This window comes from Vitreoscilla massiliensis, assembly GCF_001457815.1.
Taxonomy (GTDB): domain Bacteria; phylum Pseudomonadota; class Gammaproteobacteria; order Burkholderiales; family Neisseriaceae; genus Vitreoscilla; species Vitreoscilla massiliensis.
In genome coordinates, this window is sequence record NZ_LN898216.1 from 23,230 (window position 1) to 39,636 (window position 16,407).

Annotated in this window: 21 protein-coding genes; 16 read left to right on the forward strand and 5 right to left on the reverse strand. The window is 50.7% G+C overall.

Translation table 11 applies throughout. The annotated features are described in order from the left end of the window. Positions 1-28 precede the first annotated feature (28 nt). The 6 genes from BN3003_RS00645 to BN3003_RS00670 are packed head-to-tail and all read left to right on the forward strand — an operon-like array spanning position 29 to position 3,922. The gene (locus BN3003_RS00645; RefSeq protein ID WP_058304813.1) at positions 29-709 is read left to right on the forward strand and encodes a DUF3108 domain-containing protein; all 681 of its coding nucleotides are present in this window, start codon (positions 29-31) and stop codon (positions 707-709) included. Next, positions 710-1,969 (forward strand): RsmB/NOP family class I SAM-dependent RNA methyltransferase, encoded by a 1,260-nt coding sequence (locus tag BN3003_RS00650; RefSeq protein WP_058304814.1) that lies wholly within the window; start codon positions 710-712, stop codon positions 1,967-1,969. A 9-nt stretch (positions 1,970-1,978) separates the two neighbouring features. Beyond that, positions 1,979-2,287 carry a Grx4 family monothiol glutaredoxin gene (gene grxD, locus BN3003_RS00655; RefSeq protein WP_058304815.1) on the forward strand — a complete coding sequence of 103 codons (309 nt, stop codon included), beginning with the start codon at positions 1,979-1,981 and terminating at the stop codon, positions 2,285-2,287. 2 nt (positions 2,288-2,289) lie between these two features. Next, on the forward strand, positions 2,290-2,934 hold the full coding sequence (locus BN3003_RS00660; RefSeq protein ID WP_058304816.1) for a DUF2459 domain-containing protein: 645 nt from the start codon (positions 2,290-2,292) through the stop codon (positions 2,932-2,934). A gap of 15 nt (positions 2,935-2,949) precedes the next feature. After that, a complete protein-coding gene (upp, locus tag BN3003_RS00665) occupies positions 2,950-3,588 on the forward strand; it encodes a uracil phosphoribosyltransferase (RefSeq protein ID WP_058304817.1) in 639 nt (212 codons plus the stop codon). Positions 3,589-3,604: 16 nt separating this feature from the next. After that, positions 3,605-3,922: a DUF2322 family protein gene (locus BN3003_RS00670; RefSeq protein WP_058304818.1), complete on the forward strand. Its 318-nt coding sequence runs from the start codon at positions 3,605-3,607 to the stop codon at positions 3,920-3,922. Positions 3,923-3,978: 56 nt separating this feature from the next. Here the strand turns inward: BN3003_RS00670 and clpA are convergent, their stop codons facing one another. Next, positions 3,979-6,252 carry an ATP-dependent Clp protease ATP-binding subunit ClpA gene (gene clpA, locus BN3003_RS00675; protein ID WP_058304819.1) on the reverse strand — a complete coding sequence of 758 codons (2,274 nt, stop codon included), beginning with the start codon at positions 6,250-6,252 and terminating at the stop codon, positions 3,979-3,981. Next, positions 6,249-6,572 carry an ATP-dependent Clp protease adaptor ClpS gene (locus BN3003_RS00680; protein WP_058304820.1) on the reverse strand — a complete coding sequence of 108 codons (324 nt, stop codon included), beginning with the start codon at positions 6,570-6,572 and terminating at the stop codon, positions 6,249-6,251. The genes clpA and BN3003_RS00680 overlap by 4 nt, the downstream gene beginning before the upstream one ends. A gap of 212 nt (positions 6,573-6,784) precedes the next feature. Between BN3003_RS00680 and BN3003_RS00685 the strand changes: the two genes are divergently transcribed. After that, the gene (locus BN3003_RS00685; protein ID WP_058304821.1) at positions 6,785-6,988 is read left to right on the forward strand and encodes a cold-shock protein; all 204 of its coding nucleotides are present in this window, start codon (positions 6,785-6,787) and stop codon (positions 6,986-6,988) included. A gap of 117 nt (positions 6,989-7,105) precedes the next feature. On the opposite strand, the gene BN3003_RS00690 is transcribed toward BN3003_RS00685, so the two are convergent. Beyond that, on the reverse strand, positions 7,106-7,618 hold the full coding sequence (locus BN3003_RS00690) for a hypothetical protein (protein WP_058304822.1): 513 nt from the start codon (positions 7,616-7,618) through the stop codon (positions 7,106-7,108). Between the two features lie 76 nt (positions 7,619-7,694). Continuing rightward, positions 7,695-8,213, reverse strand: coding sequence for a YbaK/EbsC family protein (locus BN3003_RS00695; protein ID WP_058304823.1), 519 nt, complete (start codon positions 8,211-8,213; stop codon positions 7,695-7,697). A 90-nt stretch (positions 8,214-8,303) separates the two neighbouring features. On the opposite strand from BN3003_RS00695, the gene BN3003_RS00700 reads away from it, so the two are divergent. The 4 genes from BN3003_RS00700 to BN3003_RS00715 are packed head-to-tail and all read left to right on the forward strand — an operon-like array spanning position 8,304 to position 11,606. Then, positions 8,304-8,780 (forward strand): methylated-DNA--[protein]-cysteine S-methyltransferase, encoded by a 477-nt coding sequence (locus BN3003_RS00700; protein WP_058304824.1) that lies wholly within the window; start codon positions 8,304-8,306, stop codon positions 8,778-8,780. Continuing rightward, positions 8,758-9,645: a site-specific tyrosine recombinase XerD gene (xerD, locus tag BN3003_RS00705; protein ID WP_058304825.1), complete on the forward strand. Its 888-nt coding sequence runs from the start codon at positions 8,758-8,760 to the stop codon at positions 9,643-9,645. The genes BN3003_RS00700 and xerD overlap by 23 nt, the downstream gene beginning before the upstream one ends. Positions 9,646-9,667: 22 nt before the next feature. After that, positions 9,668-10,738, forward strand: a complete 1,071-nt coding sequence (gene dinB / locus BN3003_RS00710) for a DNA polymerase IV (protein ID WP_058304826.1) — start codon at positions 9,668-9,670, stop codon at positions 10,736-10,738. Positions 10,739-10,778: 40 nt separating this feature from the next. Beyond that, entirely contained in the window at positions 10,779-11,606 is an 828-nt protein-coding gene (locus BN3003_RS00715) for a glycosyltransferase (protein WP_147645283.1), read from the forward strand. Positions 11,607-11,710: 104 nt separating this feature from the next. Here BN3003_RS00715 and BN3003_RS00720 read toward each other — a convergent pair whose 3' ends face one another. After that, positions 11,711-12,202: a 2-thiouracil desulfurase family protein gene (locus BN3003_RS00720; protein WP_234332977.1), complete on the reverse strand. Its 492-nt coding sequence runs from the start codon at positions 12,200-12,202 to the stop codon at positions 11,711-11,713. Between the two features lie 88 nt (positions 12,203-12,290). On the opposite strand from BN3003_RS00720, the gene BN3003_RS00725 reads away from it, so the two are divergent. The 5 genes from BN3003_RS00725 (at position 12,291) to BN3003_RS00750 (ending at position 16,325) form a co-directional block, all read left to right on the forward strand. Further along, positions 12,291-12,680: a general secretion pathway protein GspG gene (locus tag BN3003_RS00725; protein WP_108721467.1), complete on the forward strand. Its 390-nt coding sequence runs from the start codon at positions 12,291-12,293 to the stop codon at positions 12,678-12,680. 9 nt (positions 12,681-12,689) lie between these two features. After that, positions 12,690-13,874, forward strand: coding sequence for a bifunctional phosphopantothenoylcysteine decarboxylase/phosphopantothenate--cysteine ligase CoaBC (gene coaBC, locus BN3003_RS00730; RefSeq protein WP_058304828.1), 1,185 nt, complete (start codon positions 12,690-12,692; stop codon positions 13,872-13,874). 458 nt (positions 13,875-14,332) lie between these two features. Then, positions 14,333-14,803 carry a hypothetical protein gene (locus BN3003_RS00740; protein WP_058304830.1) on the forward strand — a complete coding sequence of 157 codons (471 nt, stop codon included), beginning with the start codon at positions 14,333-14,335 and terminating at the stop codon, positions 14,801-14,803. A gap of 200 nt (positions 14,804-15,003) precedes the next feature. Beyond that, positions 15,004-15,387, forward strand: a complete 384-nt coding sequence (locus BN3003_RS00745) for a carboxymuconolactone decarboxylase family protein (RefSeq protein ID WP_058304831.1) — start codon at positions 15,004-15,006, stop codon at positions 15,385-15,387. 176 nt (positions 15,388-15,563) lie between these two features. Then, the gene (locus BN3003_RS00750; RefSeq protein ID WP_058304832.1) at positions 15,564-16,325 is read left to right on the forward strand and encodes a hypothetical protein; all 762 of its coding nucleotides are present in this window, start codon (positions 15,564-15,566) and stop codon (positions 16,323-16,325) included. Positions 16,326-16,407 lie beyond the last annotated feature (82 nt).

Genomic DNA, 16,407 nt, shown 5'->3' on the forward strand with positions numbered 1-16,407 from the left:
GGTTTAATTATTAGAAACCGAGGATTACATGCAACAAATCATCAAAGTTTTAGGCATTTCTGCGGTATTATTGGCAGCCAACAGCGTGTATGCACAAAGCGTGGCCTTTCCCAAAAATGCGGCCTTAACCTATTCTGGCAATGGCGGCGTGACCGCCACCATGGGTTTTAACCGCAGCAGCAGCGCTTACAACATCAACACCACGTTTAAAATTCCGCTCTACAGCATGCAATTTCGCTCCAGTGGTGGCATGAATGGCAACACCATGGTGCCTAACAGCTACAGCGATACCCGCCGTGGCAAATTGTACGCACAAGCCAAATTCAATCATGGCAGTAAAACCATTACCTATGGCAAAGCCGGTGAAAACAAAACCGCACCGATGCGTGGCGTGCCGATGGACTTGTTCAGTTTGGCATGGCAATTGTCTTTGAACAATGGCAAGGTCAGCGGCGTGTCGCAATTTACCAATGGCAAAAAAGTGTATAACGAAGCCACCAATATTCGTGCCGCAGGCACCCAAACCGTGAAATTCAAAGGCCAGCCTTTGAGCGTCAATGTGTATCGCGCCACCCGTGGCGGCGATGTGATGGAATACGGCTTGGCGCCTAGCCTGGGCAACATCCCTGCGTTGATACGCTATACCGATGACGGTAAAACCTATCAACTTAACTTAACTGCCGCGACTTTAGACGGCAAGAAATACTAAATGAACAATCCGCAACTCATTCATACCGAACGCCTGATTGCCGAAGTGAGCTTATTCCGCTCACCGGCAGACATGGTGTTGTCGAAATTCTTTAAAGACCACAAAAAACTCGGTCGTCAAGACCGCCACGAAATCGCTGAAACCGTGTACGCCGCACTGCGCCATTGGCAAAAACTGCACATGGTGTTGGGCGACAAAGCGCCTACACGCTTGTTGGCTTTGGGTGCTTTGGTCATCGGTCGCGGTGTCAGCATTGCATCTCTGTCTGACATCATCAATGAAGCCGAACGCACCGCTTTAAGCGGCCTGAAAGCCGCTAAAACTGAGTTTACAGGCCGCTTAAACACTGCCAGCGAATTGCCACAGTGGTTGGTAGAGCGCATGCAAGGCCAATACAGCGATGAAGACATCGTTGCCATCGGTCAGGCTTTAAGCCACGCCGCGCCGCTGGACACCCGTGTGAACACCATCAAAGGCAAACGCGACAAAGTGTTGGCACAATTGGCCGCCGAAGGCTTTAAAGCCGAAGCCACACCGTTCTCACCTTGGGGCATACGCTTTCAAGACAAAGCCGTCATCAACAAAAATCCTTTGTTCTTAGATGGCATCTTGGAAGTACAAGACGAAGGCAGCCAATTGCTGGCCTTATTGTCTGGTGCCAAACGCGGCGAAGTGGTGGTGGATTTCTGTGCCGGCGCCGGTGGCAAAACCTTGGCCATGGCCGCGATGATGAACAATACCGGCCGCTTGTATGCGATGGACGTGTCTGAAAAACGCTTGGCCAACATCAAGCCACGCATTGCGCGTGCGGGCGTGGGCAACATCACCCCACAACGCTTGGACCACGAACGCGATTTGCGTTTGAAAAAACTGTGGAACAAAGCCGACCGTGTGCTCGTGGATGCCCCATGCTCAGGCTTGGGCACTTTGCGCCGCAATCCCGATTTGAAATACCGTCAAAGCAACGACAGCATAGATGAATTGGTGACTTTGCAAGCGCGCATTTTGGATTCGGCGGCGCATTTGGTCAAACGCGGTGGCTATTTGATTTATGCCACTTGCAGTGTTTTGGCCGAAGAAAACCAAAACCAAATTCAAAATTTCCTATCGACCCATTCGGAATTTAGCTTGGTCAATTGCAGTGACTTACTGAAAAGTAATAAAATAGCGCTCGATACAGGCGAATTCTTGCAATTAAATCCTGCTACACACCATACCGACGGCTTTTTTGCCGCGGTGATGCAAAAATCTTCATCTTAGGAATACAGCATGAGCGTGCAACAAACCATCCAAGACATCGTGAACAGCCACAAAGTGGTGTTGTTTATGAAAGGCGACAAACGCTTCCCTCAATGCGGCTTCTCTGCGCGTGCGGTACAAATTTTACAGGCCGCTGGCTGTGAAGATTTCCACACCGTGAATGTATTGATGGACGAAGGCATACGCCAAGGCATCAAAGAATACGCCAACTGGCCTACCATTCCACAATTGTATGTGAATGGCGAATTCTTAGGCGGCTCAGACATCATGTTGGAGATGTTTGAAGCTGGCGAATTGCAAAGCGCTTTAGCAGCATAATCATGATGCGGCGACTGTGGCGCGCTGTTTGGCGACTCACACTCGCCGTATTGTCATTGATACTGATATACGGCTTGGCTGCTTGGCTTTTGGGTAAGATGTCCACCCAAGCCAGCAGCCAATTTGTACATGATACGGAACCCTGTCATGACGTGTATGTGGTCAGCAATGGCGTGCATTTGAATATTTTTCTGCCCATGCAATCAGAGGCGATGAATTGGCAACAATTCTTGCCTGCAAGCTTGGGCAAGTCAGATGCACCGATGGCACAAATCGGCTGGGGCAGCCGCGCGTTTTACACCCAAGTACCGACTTGGGCAGATTTAACCCCCAAAGTGGCTGCCCAAGCCTTGTTTTACGATGATGCGGTCTTGTACGTCCGCCCTGCTGCCATCCCCACTGCCGACCCCAAACATGTGCGCCGTGTGCGCATGTGTGCACGAGAATTGCGCAGCGTCAGCCACGACATCGTCCAACAGTTTGCATCCACCACGCCTGTATCAGGATTTCAAGACTTTTACCCTGCACACGGTCATTACACACCCTTAATGACGTGCAATGAATGGATGCGACTGCGTTTACAACACCGCAGCATGCCGATTTGGTCCCCATTTGACCGAGCCATTCTCAACCATTTACCCATTTAAGCTTAAGGCCACACCATGTCTAACCTACACATCATCGATCACCCACTGGTGCAACACAAACTGAGTTTGATGCGCCAACAAGATTGCTCTACTTACAAATTCCGTACTCTGACCAATGAATTGGCACGCTTAATGGCATATGAAGCCACCCGCGACTTCCCGGTTGAAGACTTTGACATGATAGGCTGGGAAGGCAACACCATCCAAGGCAAACAAATCAAAGGCAAAACCGTGACCATCGTACCGATTTTGCGCGCTGGCATCGGCATGTTAGATGGCGTGATGGACATGCTGCCTACCGCCAAAATCAGCGTGGTCGGTTTGCAACGCGATGAAGAAACCTTGCAACCGGTGCCTTACTTCGACAAATTTGTACCCAAAGTCGAAGAACGCCCTGCCTTAATCATTGATCCTATGCTGGCAACCGGCGGCTCTATGGTAGCCACCATTGATTTGTTGAAAAGCAAAGGCTGTAAAGACATCAAGGCTTTGGTTATTGTGGCAGCGCCAGAAGGCGTGAAAGTGGTGAACGATGCTCACCCTGATGTGAAAATTTTCACCGCCGCTTTGGACAGCCATTTGAATGAAAACGGCTACATCATCCCAGGCTTGGGCGATGCCGGTGACAAAATCTTTGGTACTGTACACCATTAATTTTTAAAGGATGGCAATGACTTTTAACGACAATTTGGCCACATTGGCAGCTGTAGACCATTTAAGCGGCCTGAACGTCTTAGATGAACACGGTGTCGTGATACACCACATTCCTGCTATCGCAGGCAAAATGGGCAGCTTGAAGCTCTACCATGCGCTGGCACAACAGTTTGATGGTCAATTGCATGCCATCGCCGCCACCCAAGGTTTGGTGTGGTTTGCCGAACATGTGGCCGATGCTGCCGCTAACCCAGGCAAACACCCGAATGTGGATTTGTTGGTATTGGTACAAGCACAAAACAAACTTTATCGCTTACAAGCCATTGCCAAATAAGCGGCCTGTAAATCCAAAAAACCGCCTTACGGCGGTTTTTCTTTTGATTCTTTGTTTCATTCCACTGCTTGAGCCAACTCTCTGTCGTTTTTGGCGGTAGGGAAAATCAATTGCACTTCGTTCAATTTATTGTCCCAGTCCACTGTCACGCGGCCACCTTCGGCCAATTTACCAAACAACAATTCGTCTGCCAAAGCCTTGCGTATCGTGGTTTGAATCAAGCGGCTCATCGGACGCGCACCCATCAATGGATCGAAACCTTTTTCCGCCAAATAGGCTTTTAAGCCATCGGTGAATTCGATTTCCACTTGTTTGGCCAACAATTGTTGCTCCAATTGCAGCAAGAATTTGTCCACCACTTGCTGGATGATGGCCTCATCCAAAGAGGCAAACGACACGGTTGCATCCAAACGGTTGCGGAATTCAGGGCTGAACAATTTGTTAATGGCCGCCATTTCATCGCCTGCCGCTTTCGAGTTGGCAAAGCCTATGCTTGGTTTGGCCAAACTTTCCGCACCGGCATTAGTGGTCATGATGATGACCACATTGCGAAAATCGGCTTTGCGGCCATTGTTGTCGGTCAAAGTACCGTGATCCATCACCTGCAACAACACGTTGAAAATGTCTGGATGGGCTTTTTCAATCTCATCCAACAACAATACCGAATACGGCTGTTTGCTGATGGCTTCGGTGAGCAAACCACCTTCTTCATAGCCAACATAGCCCGGAGGCGCACCTATCAAGCGCGATACCGCATGGCGCTCCATGTATTCCGACATATCAAAACGGATGAAGGGCACACCCAAGGCAAACGCCAATTGCTTGGACACCTCGGTTTTACCCACACCGGTTGGGCCTGAGAACAAGAAGCTGCCTATCGGTTTTTCAGGCTGGCCCAAACCAGAGCGCGACATTTTAATCGCATTCACCAAGGCCTCAATCGCCTTGTCTTGTCCAAACACCATCGATTTCAAATTGCGGTTGAGGTTTTTCAACACATTTTTGTCATCGGTAGACACTGTGGTTTCGGGAATGCGTGCCATTTTTGCAACAATTTCTTCAATCTGTTCGCGCGCAATGGTTTTGCGTTGTTTCGATTTCGGTTTCACTTTTTGCGCAGCGCCGGCCTCATCGATGACATCAATGGCTTTGTCTGGCAGGAAACGTTCGTTAATATAGCGCACAGACAGCTCTACTGCGGCTTCCAATGCTTCTTGCGTGTATTTCACATGGTGGAAGCTCTCAAACGAGGATTTCAAACCACGCAAAATGGCCACAGTTTCAGCAGGTGTCGGTTCACCAACATCAACTTTTTGGAAGCGGCGGCTCAAAGCATGGTCTTTATCAAAAATGGTGCGGTATTCTTGGTAAGTCGTTGCACCTATGCAACGCAACTGACCTTTGGCCAAAGCCGGTTTCAACAAATTGGAAGCGTCCATGGTGCCGCCCGACACACTGCCCGCACCGATGATGGTGTGGATTTCATCCACAAACAAAATCGCATTGGGCAACTCAGTCAGCTCTTTCAGGACAGCTTTAATGCGCGCCTCGAAATCACCACGGTATTTGGTTCCCGCCAATAAAGCACCCATGTCCAATGAAAACACGATGGCATTGCTGAGGTTTTCTGGCACTTGGCGGTGCACAATTTGGTAGGCCAAACCTTCGGCCAAAGCGGTTTTACCCACCCCTGCTTCGCCCACCAGCAAAGGGTTGTTTTTGCGGCGGCGACCCAAAATCTGCGTAATGCGCAACATCTCATGCGCACGCCCGATTAAAGGATCGATTCGACCTGCCAAAACTTCAGTGTTCAGATTGGTGGTGTATTGCTGTAAGGCATTATCCATGGAAGCTTCCTTTCCATCCCCGTTCCCTTGTGTGGGTGATGAAGGCTCAGGCTCGATACCATGAGCCATAAAGCGCATCACATCCAAACGCGTGATTGACTGCTGATTTAAAAAATAAACGGCATGTGATTCACGTTCTGAAAAAATGGCCACCAAAACATCGGCTCCAGTCACTTCTTTTTTACCAGCACTTTGTGAGTGCGAGATGGCAGCGTGCAGCACACGTTGAAATCCCATGGTTGGCTGTGTTTCCACTTGATTCATCAAGTGTTCTGGAACGGTGGGTGTATCGTTGACTACGCTTTCGGTTAGACGTTCTTGTAAAAGTTCAATATTAGCATGACAGCCGACTAAAACCTGATGGGCAGTTTCATTGTCAAGCAGCGACAATAACAAGTGCTCCACTCCGATTAACTCATGGCGTTTCACACGAGCATAGGCATATGCTTCTTGTAGAGTTTGTTCTAAATCTTTAGAGATCATTCTGTAGCCTCCTCCACAGTACACTGCAATGGGTATTCACTCTCTGCCGCCAAATCCATCACTTGCGATTGCTTGGTGGTGGCAATGTCCCAATTAAACACCCCACATAATCCTTTGCCTTGTTCATGCACAACCAGCATCAAAGCAAATGCTCGGGCTTCATCCATGAAAAACACATTTTGCAATACATGCATGACAAAATCCATGGTGGTGAAATCATCATTCAGTAAATATACCCCATATCGTTTCGGAGGCATCAATTCTTGTGCCAATTCATTTTCGGATTGCACCGGCGCCACAGTAGTGTGATGGACAGACATCGTAATTGGTTCCATAATTATATGAGAATGACTCTCAATTTCATTGTATGTTTTATGATTCATTGTGCGTAATTTTAACTTTTTTCGCAAACACTGCTTGACGCCTTGGGGTAAACAACGGTAAAACGTCATCAGTGGTAGGGCAATTGAACAAATGTTCGTGCGTTTACTGCATTTTTTATCAAATTTGTTTTATAGAGTTAGGAAGTTTCATGGCAACAGGTACTGTTAAATGGTTTAACGACGCTAAAGGTTTCGGTTTCATCACTCCTGATGAAGGTGGCGAAGATTTGTTCGCTCACTTCTCAGCGATCAACATGAACGGTTTCAAAACCTTGAAAGAAGGTCAACGCGTGACTTTTGATGTAACTGAAGGCCCTAAAGGCAAACAAGCATCAAACATTCAAGCTGCATAAGCTAGCGTGACATGCAGCCACCAAGCGGGTGGCTTTTTTATTAAAGCCTGTTGCTAAGTTTTACCCATAAACCATGTTACAGCGAAAATAAGAGCACATTTTATGTGCTCTTATTTTTTATTGCGCCGCCGCTATTACTTTCGCATATTCGGCTTTGCTGTCAGCACTGACCACCATAGGTTGGTACAAAACATGTTGCTTGTGATCCACATCTTCCACTTCGATTTTAAATACAAACATTGAATCTTGCGTGACATCGCTTAACCAAGCCGCTTGGCTTACAGGCCGGCCTGTAGAAACCGCATGCCAACGCTGCGCTTGGATGTTCACTTTGCCACCATTGACCAGATGGCGCCACTTGTCGCCATTTTCAAGCTGTGGTCGCGCGTCTATGAGTAAAGTTTGCACTTGGCCATTGTTCAATACTTGCGAAACGGTGATTTTATTCGGCGTCAGCGCCTTGGTGTTCACCATCACATCCCATGCAAAATACACTTGTTTCTTCAAGGGGTTCTGATACAACATCAAGCCCAAGCCTTCAACTTTGTACACGCCATTATCAGCCGGCAAAGCACCACGTTTGGTGAAATCAAATGTCTGCGTCTGCCCATTGTCCAGCTTGAAATCCAACTGTCGGCTTGGAGTGAGGTTTTGACATGCAGCCAAGAGCAAGACCGTGGCTGTTAGCAATAAGTGCTGTGATGTCTTACACATCGGTCTGTACCGCCAACTCTGCATCGCTGGGCTCTACTGCCAACCATGTGGCACCGGTCACGCGTTGCAATTCTTGTGGCGTCACACCAAACACCGCAAATGGCGAACCAGCCGCCGCCCACACCGTCGCAAATTGCAACAAACGCACGTCTAACCACGTTTTCAATGCCACATCGTGCGCCAATGGTGGCACGCCGCCGATGGCAAAACCCACTTCTTGTTTGATGCGTTTGCCTTTGGCCATTTGCAAAGACATGCCCAATTGCTGTGACACATACTCCACATCCACGCGGTGTCCGCCAGAGGCCACTATCAACACCAATTCGCCGCTGTCGGCGCTTTCAAATACCAACGAGCTGGCAATTTCACTGGGGGTGCAGCCCAACACATCCGCCGCCATTTGCGCCGTGCGCGTGCTGTCGCTCAACACCCGAAATTCATGTGCCACTTGCTGCTCGTTCAATACTTTGTGTACTTTTTGCACACTGTCACTCAACAGTAAATCTTCCATCTTCTTCGCTTTTGTCTGTGTAAAAAATGCCGCTCGCGGATAATTGTTACCGATTTCAAGTATAATGAAATGAAAACAAGGAGTCACACCATGGCTGAAACCGAAACCGCATTATACGTCCATCCTGAATTTGGACGTTTGCAATTGTATTTTCAACAAGATGCGTTGGTTGCAGTGGACTTGCCGTTTAAGCCCGCGTTTACAGGCCATTTTAGGGCGCTTCCCAGCGAGTGGCAACACAAGCTCGATGCTTATTTTGCCGGCACACTCAAGGATTTTGAAGTGCCTGTGAGCCCATTGGGCACGGCGCACGACATCAAAGTCTGGCAAGCGATGGTGGCGATTCCTTATGGACAAACCCGCAGTTATGGCGACATCGCCCAAGAAATCGGCTCGGCGGCACAAGCCGTGGGCAATGCTTGCGGACGCAATCCCATGCCCATCATCATCCCCTGCCACCGCATTGTTGGCCGCCATGGCATAGGCGGTTTTTCAGGCAGTCGTGGCGATGAAACCGTTTCCGTCAAACACTGGTTATTAGAACATGAACGCACTCACGCCCACTGATTACATTGATTTATTGCTGGAACAACTGTGGTTGCAAGAGCGCTTGAGTCAAAACACCTTAGATGCCTATCGCCGCGATTTGCACAAATTACACGACCGTTTGCTCACCGAGCATGTGCATTGGTTCAATTGCGATGGTGTGCAACTGTCACATGCCTTGTTCAATAATGATGAGAAACCTACTTCACAAGCGCGGGCTTTATCGGCCTGTAAACGCTTGTATGCGTATTTCAATGAGCAAAATCTGAAGCACCAAGAGCCGCTGTTTTACTTGCAAAGACCGAAAATCGGCCGCGCCTTACCGCCCATCATCACCGAAGACCAAATTGATGCCTTGCTGGCTGCGCCCGATGTCGACAGCCCGCACGGCTTGCGCGATAAGGCCTTGTTGGAATTGATGTACGCCACCGGCATGCGTGTATCCGAGGCCGTCGGTTTGCAACTCGGTTATGTGGACTTGCAACAAGGCGTGGTCACCACCATAGGCAAAGGCGATAAGCAGCGTTTAATCCCACTGGGTGAGGAAGCGTGTGAATGGATGGCAGAATATTTGCTGCATGCGCGGCCGTTTTTGCTCAAACAAAAACCGTGTGATTATGTCTTTGTCAGCCAAAAACGCGTCGGCATGACGCGGCAATTGGCGTGGATGATTGTCGATAAATATGCGACACAAATTGGCATACAACACATCAGTCCGCACAAATTGCGGCATGCATTTGCGACGCATTTGGTCAACCATGGTGCCGATTTGCGCGTGGTGCAAATGCTGCTCGGCCATGCCGACATCAACACCACCCAAATCTACACCCATGTGGCGAATGAGCGCTTGAAACACCTGATAGAACAACACCATCCGCGCGGTTAATGCACGAGTTTACAGGCCGCTTATGAGTCACATTGTGCGCAAAATCATCCACATCGATATGGACGCTTTCTTTGCCTCGGTCGAATTGCGCGACCGTCCAGATTTGCGCGAGCAGCCGGTGGTGGTGGCTTGGGAAGGCGCACGTTCAGTGGTGTGTGCAGCCTCTTATCCAGCGCGCAAATTTGGCTTGCGTTCGGCCATGCCGCTGAGTGTGGCCAAGCGTTTGTGTCCGCATGTAGTGTGTTTGCCGCCGCGCTTTCCCGAATACCAACAGGTGTCGCGTCACATCCACCATATTTTTGCGCGCCATACCGAGCTGATTGAGCCTTTGTCTTTGGACGAGGCCTACTTGGATGTCACCCACAACAAGCAAAACCTGCCTTATGCCTGCGAAGTGGCCAGTCACATTCGCGCCGATATTTTGGCCGAAACCGGTTTAACCGCCTCGGCCGGCATCGCCCCGAACAAATTTTTGGCCAAAATTGCCTCGGATTGGCGCAAACCCAATGGCCAAACCACCATCGCGCCACAGCAAATATCGGCTTTTTTACAACACTTGCCTTTGTCGAAAATTCCCGGTGTGGGCGAAAAAACCCAGCTCAAAATGCAGCAATTGGGTCTGACCATGCTCACTGATGTATTGCCTTTGAGCCGCGGTGAATTGGTGTTGCATTTTGGCAAATACGGCCACCGTTTGTACGACTTGGCGCGCGGCATAGACGACCGCAGCGTTAACCCCAGTCGTGAGCACCAACAAATTTCCAGCGAAACCACCCTCAGCCATGATGCATATTTGGACGACATCAGTGTGTATGTGCCTGAGCTGTGTCAGGAAGTGTGGGACAGTGCCGCCAAACGTCGTTATGCCGCGCGCACCGTCACCGTCAAACTCAAAACCGCCGACTTTCACACCCTCACCCGCTCTTTGAGTTTCAGCAGCGACTTGCTGCAAGTCAGCGATTTTCAGGCCGCTTGTCTGCAGTTGTTGCAACGCATGCCACAAGACGCGGCACTGCGTTTCCGTTTAATTGGCGTCGGCTTGAGCCAATTGCACCGCACCGACGAAGAAGGTCATCAATACTCGATGTGGTAATCGGCTACAATAAACCATCTTCTTGTTTGCCACCTTGCCCATGACGCCACCCACCTGCCATCCTGAAGCGCGCACTTATGTGACTGTTCTGTCTGACGAGAGCTACCTCAAAGGCGTGCTCACCTTGCATTACTCGCTACTGCAAACCTATCCTGCCTACCCGTTGCTGGTTTTGCTCAATGACAGCGCCTCGGCACACACGCAACAAGTGCTGACGCAAGCCAACATCCCATTCAAAATCCTGCCCAAACTCAGCTACCGAGCCAGCAGCAATGCCAGCATGCAACAAAAAGGTTGGGATGCGCTGCTCAACAATACCGCCGACAAGCTGAGTGTGTTCACGCTGACCGAATACGCCAAAATCGTTTATTTGGACGCCGACATGTTGGTGTTGAAAAACATCAATTATTTGTTTCGCTACCCTCATGGCAGCGCCGTTATTGATGTTGGCAACATCATCGAACCGTTGATGGAAGGCAAATACACCGCCGAACAATATGAATATGCACACCAATTTAATTCCGGTTTGTTTGTGTGCCAACCGAATTTAGACGATTACCAACGCTGTATGGACTTGTTGCAAACTGAGGTTGGCTTCGACCAAGAAATCTTGCGGCGGCTGTGGGCAGATTGGCAACACTCACCGCAACGCCAGCTGCCGCAAACCTGCAATATCTTCGCTGCCAATATGGCCGCTTACATCACTACAGGCGTGTGTGGTTTTACCGATGTCGAGGTCTTGCATTATGTGTATCAACCCAAGCCGTGGCACAAAACCGATTTCAATATCCACACCACCCAAGATTTTATTTACTTTATTTACCACGAGTATTTGCAAAAAGCCTTGCGTGCGGCCCAGCTGGCTTAAGCAGTCATATCAACACAGAGACAAGAACACCATCCATACCTAGCAATGCGGCCTGTAAACCCATATCCAGGTTTACAGGCCGCATGCATCATCCCAACACATGATTAACGTGCAATAACAATGATGCCATGTTGCTTAAACAAAGCCGTGCTCACGCCATCACCGACGCATAAGCGGCCGCTAAAACTGCCATCGTAAATCTGGCCGTTGCCACAAGAAGGGCTTTTGCTTTTCAAATACACGGTGGTGATACCAGCGGCCTGTAAGCGCTGCAAGGCCAGCAATGCCCCTTGCTTGAATGCCTTGGTCACCTCTTGACCGTGCGCATCCAGCACTTGCGCCGTGCCCTCCCACACCGCCGCACCATCGCCACCGACAATTTCCGCTGGTGCGCGTGGTGTCGCCAAGCCGCCCAAGGTCTCGGGGCACAGCGGTAAGACTGTTGTTGGCATTGTGTGCATGGCCAAATCTGCCGCCAAAGCCGCGTCCCAACAATCGCCACCGTCGTAACGCACTTTGTGCCCACACAAACACGCGCTCACCGCCACAGCTTCCATATCAGCAGCGGTTTCACAGTGTATTTTTAAGGTTTTCACACCCATTTCATCCCCAACGCCCAATGTTCGTGCTCGCTTAAAGCGTGTAACATCGCGGTATCTCAGTTTCACAGTAAGAAAGCCGATTATGTCCTTAAATCGCATCGCCACCAAGCAAGAAGTGATTGCACGCATGACCCAAGGCACCGATGATGTTATCTCGGAGCATGCCCAATTTGTGCGCACCGACAATGGTTATTGGGTGGCTTGGCACGAACAAACTGCCGCAGTCATCCATGAAGATGCCGCCGCCGACGAAGCGTGTTTTTGGGTGGAAGGTGTGGCCACACTGGACGAATTGTTGAACATGCTCACCAATGGTGATTTTGATGAAATCGAAGACTTTGATGGCGACGAGGCCGAATGGGACGAGGTGGTGTTGGACTCTGATGTACACCATCATCATGAGCATGACCATGACCACGAGCACCATCACGACCATGATTGCGACCACCCTAACTGCGACCATCACCACTGACACTACGCCATGAGCCCACACAAACACATCTTACTCGCCATCACCGGTGGCATCGCCGCTTACAAATCCTGTGAATTGGTGCGCTTATTGAAAAAAGCCGGCCACGAAGTGACCGTCGCCATGAGCCACAGCGCCACCGAATTCATCCATCCGAACACGTTCCAAGCCTTGAGCGGCAATCCAGTCTTGCTCGATACCCACGGCAGTTCCGGCGGCAACGGCATGGCCCACATCAACCTCACCCGTGAAGCCGATGTGATGTTGATTGCGCCCGCTTCGGCCAATACCATCGCCAAAATAGCCCACGGCATTGCCGACAACCTCATCAGCAATTTGGTCGCCGCGCGCACCTGCCCGTTGGTCATCGCGCCGGCAATGAATGTGCAAATGTGGTTCAATCCGGCCAATTTGCGCAATATCGCCCAGCTCAAAGACGATGGCGTGGTGATTTTGGAACCGGCGTCCGGCGAACAGGCTTGCGGCGAAATCGGCGTCGGGCGCATGTTGGAAGCGGCGCAATTGGCCGATTTATTGCCCGATGTGTGGGCGAGCAAATCGCTGTTTGGCATGAAGGTGATGATTACCACCGGTGCCACGTTTGAAGCGATAGACCCCGTGCGCGGCATCACCAATATTTCTTCAGGCCAAATGGGCATCGCCTTGGCGCGCGCTTGCCGCCGTGCTGGCGCTGAGGTCACCTTGATTCACGGCCAAGTACAGGTCGCCTTGCCCGATGGCATGGCGCACACGATTGCAGCCAGCAGCGCCGACGCCATGTACCGCGCCGTGCACCAACACATCGCGGTGCAAGACGTGTTTATTTCGGTGGCAGCTGTAGCCGATTACAAGGTCAAAAACAGCAGCAACCAGAAAATCAAAAAACAAGTCGGCGTTGCGCCGGTGATTGAGTTAAGCGAAAACCCCGACATTTTGGCCAGCGTCAGCGCCTTGGACAATCCGCCGTTTTGCGTCGGTTTCGCCGCCGAAAGCCATGATTTGCTCAACCATGCCCGCGCCAAACGCATACGCAAAAACGTGCCTTTGCTGGTGGCCAACTTGGTCGGCGAAGCCATGGGCAAGGCCACCAACCACGTCACCCTCATCGACGATGAGGCCGAAACCGAATTGCCAGCCATGGGCAAAGACGAAGTCGCCACTGCCATCGTCAACCGTGTGGCCGAATTGATGCCGTAATGCTTAAAGCGGCCTGTAAATACTGATTTGAGTGTTTACAGGCCGCTTATTCATGCTGGCACAACGTGTTCCACCCGCTGTTGCTAGCTGACGAAGTACTGAGCAGCCATTAGGTGCATCAGCTCTGCACTACCAAGCCTGTTTAATGGCGGCACGGGCAGATGTGTACGGCCTGCTTGTATCCAGCAGAAGTTTACAGGCTGCTTATCAACGATTGCTGTGGCAATATGGCAGAGTGTTGCAATACCTGTGTACAAATGCTGCATGTTAAACCGGCCCTTAACCCCAAGCGATGTGTGACGCACAAGGCTGCAACACGGTATTTCCATGCCCCATGCTGCCTGCTGAAACCCAGAAAAAATTTTCAGGCCGCATCTACCACCGTGACCATACTGTGACACAACAACAGATTTCTTAAGCATCTGCCCCCTCCGATTCACTGTTGCAAGGACGTATTCATGCTGCGCGCTCTCATACCCTGTTTGTTGTTTTGTGCCTTGAGCGTGTTGCTGCTGGCACAAAAACACGCCGGCTTTATGCTGTATTTATTATTGCCCATCATGTTGGTGTATTTGCTGACAAGCGCGTGGCGCATTCGCAAGCAGCCGCAGCGCCTGCCAGAATTGCCGCTGAAAATGCTGTTGTGCCTGACCAGCATCAGCGCCATCGCCATGGTGCACATGCATTATCACCAACAAGCGCGTACTGAGGCCAATCGCGTGGTCACGGCCATCAGCGCTTACCATCAAAGCCACGGTGCTTATCCAGACAGCTTACAGGCCGCCAACATACACGTCGCACCTGCCGCGCGCATCTTCTATTCTTTGCGCGAGCAGCAGCCAAGCCTGTTCTATCCCACCACGTTTACGCCATTTGAAACCTACGACTACCAGTTCGATACCCAACAATGGCAACACCGTGCCGATTAAACACCAGCGGCCTGTAAACGATTTACAGGCCGCTTATTGCATGCTGCGTGTCTTTATCTGTTTGACTGCTTGATGGTTTGACTGCTGCTTATGGCGGTTTGTCTGCCGCTCATCTCGCCCCATCCTTGCTGCACCTGCACCCCAAAACACGCTAAAATCAAGCCCATTACCCACGCAGTCTACCCATAAAGAGAAATACCATGTCAGAACAAGATTACCAAAATGGTTTAAAAGTACGCACCGAAGTGATGGGCGAGGCCTTTGTTGCACGCGCACAGGCCAACACCACCGCATTGACCCAGCCCTTGCAAGATTGGATTAACGAACACGCTTGGGGCTCGACTTGGCAGCGCGACGGCGTACTTGAACGCAAAACCCGTTCGCTGATTACGCTTGCCATGCTCACCGCCTTGAAATGCCCGACCGAACTGAAAGGCCACATCCGCGGTGCGCTTAACAATGGTTGCAGCGTCGCCGAAATCCAAGAAACCTTGCTGCACAGCTTGCCGTATTGCGGCGCCCCTGCCGCCCAAGAAGCTTTCCGCGCCGCGCAAGAAGTGTTGGCTGAATTGGATTTGCTCTAAATACACCAGCTCACCCCATGCTTAAAGCCTGAACACAAGCCGATACAGGCACAAAGCAGCCGAACACTGCCAAAGTCGCGTTGATCATTCTGGCTGTGTATGGCCAGCCATCAAGCGCTGCAATCGCTTTGTTTAACCCGTGCATCATGCCAGTTGACTGAGGAGAACATGAGCACATGGCCAAACGCCCAGACACTTTTTCCAAGTCTTTCCCAAGTTTGACTGGATGGCAGCGCAACTTCGGCACCGCACACCAAAGTCAGACGTTGCAACGCATCGCCTGCATGGTGTTGGCAGCCAGTGTCTTGGCGTGGTGTTATGCCATGTTGCGCTGTTTCAATCCTTTGACCACAGTGCTGAATGCCTTAGCACTCAGCCATGACAGCTTTGGCTGCAGTAACAAACAGCTGCAAACATGGTTGCAACAAGGTTTTGTGTGGCTGCAGTTGGCGGTGTGGGCATGGGGCTGGCGCTGGATGTGGCAACGCAGCGTGCGCCACGCGCATCAAATCAAGTATTACACCCTGACCCAACAAGGCTATTTTGATCGCTTTGCCAGCATTATTGAAAAAACTTGGCTGCCGTGGCTGTGGTATGGAGCCTTGGGCATATTGATTTTGTTCATGTTGGCCAGCGCCTTGTTTGCCATCCAACCCAGTACACCCCCGTCACTGGCTACTGCGACCGTGCATTTTGACCATGCCATGCTTCTCAGTCGAAGCTATTTCACTTGGCTGCCCGCACGATTGCTCTTGCTGGCATTGGCGTATTTCTACTGTAACCTGCTGCTCACTTTTTACCGCTACCGCCAACTGCAGCTGCACCGTTTAAACGATTTGGCCACGTTTAAAACCCATTATCGCGCCCATCAACAAGCGCAGGTCAGCAATCCTTCCCTATCCACTTACGTGTGCAGCAAGGCCAGATGGAAACGATGACAAGCACACGCATCAGTCGGTTTAAACCCAGCCATGTCCCACCATACAAACAAGCGGCCTGTAAACACTTACAGGCCGCTTG

Excerpts from the sequence above, each read along its gene's own strand:
- BN3003_RS00645 (WP_058304813.1), top strand. The coding sequence starts at position 29 with ATGCAACAAATCATCAAAGTTTTAGGCATTTCTGCGGTATTATTGGCA.
- BN3003_RS00650 (WP_058304814.1), top strand. The coding sequence starts at position 710 with ATGAACAATCCGCAACTCATTCATACCGAACGCCTGATTGCCGAAGTG.
- grxD (WP_058304815.1), top strand. The coding sequence starts at position 1,979 with ATGAGCGTGCAACAAACCATCCAAGACATCGTGAACAGCCACAAAGTG.
- BN3003_RS00660 (WP_058304816.1), top strand. The coding sequence starts at position 2,290 with ATGATGCGGCGACTGTGGCGCGCTGTTTGGCGACTCACACTCGCCGTA.
- upp (WP_058304817.1), top strand. The coding sequence starts at position 2,950 with ATGTCTAACCTACACATCATCGATCACCCACTGGTGCAACACAAACTG.
- BN3003_RS00670 (WP_058304818.1), top strand. The coding sequence starts at position 3,605 with ATGACTTTTAACGACAATTTGGCCACATTGGCAGCTGTAGACCATTTA.
- clpA (WP_058304819.1), bottom strand. The coding sequence starts at position 6,252 with ATGATCTCTAAAGATTTAGAACAAACTCTACAAGAAGCATATGCCTAT.
- BN3003_RS00680 (WP_058304820.1), bottom strand. The coding sequence starts at position 6,572 with ATGTCTGTCCATCACACTACTGTGGCGCCGGTGCAATCCGAAAATGAA.
- BN3003_RS00685 (WP_058304821.1), top strand. The coding sequence starts at position 6,785 with ATGGCAACAGGTACTGTTAAATGGTTTAACGACGCTAAAGGTTTCGGT.
- BN3003_RS00695 (WP_058304823.1), bottom strand. The coding sequence starts at position 8,213 with ATGGAAGATTTACTGTTGAGTGACAGTGTGCAAAAAGTACACAAAGTA.
- BN3003_RS00700 (WP_058304824.1), top strand. The coding sequence starts at position 8,304 with ATGGCTGAAACCGAAACCGCATTATACGTCCATCCTGAATTTGGACGT.
- xerD (WP_058304825.1), top strand. The coding sequence starts at position 8,758 with ATGAACGCACTCACGCCCACTGATTACATTGATTTATTGCTGGAACAA.
- dinB (WP_058304826.1), top strand. The coding sequence starts at position 9,668 with ATGAGTCACATTGTGCGCAAAATCATCCACATCGATATGGACGCTTTC.
- BN3003_RS00715 (WP_147645283.1), top strand. The coding sequence starts at position 10,779 with ATGACGCCACCCACCTGCCATCCTGAAGCGCGCACTTATGTGACTGTT.
- BN3003_RS00725 (WP_108721467.1), top strand. The coding sequence starts at position 12,291 with ATGTCCTTAAATCGCATCGCCACCAAGCAAGAAGTGATTGCACGCATG.
- coaBC (WP_058304828.1), top strand. The coding sequence starts at position 12,690 with ATGAGCCCACACAAACACATCTTACTCGCCATCACCGGTGGCATCGCC.
- BN3003_RS00740 (WP_058304830.1), top strand. The coding sequence starts at position 14,333 with ATGCTGCGCGCTCTCATACCCTGTTTGTTGTTTTGTGCCTTGAGCGTG.
- BN3003_RS00745 (WP_058304831.1), top strand. The coding sequence starts at position 15,004 with ATGTCAGAACAAGATTACCAAAATGGTTTAAAAGTACGCACCGAAGTG.
- BN3003_RS00750 (WP_058304832.1), top strand. The coding sequence starts at position 15,564 with ATGGCCAAACGCCCAGACACTTTTTCCAAGTCTTTCCCAAGTTTGACT.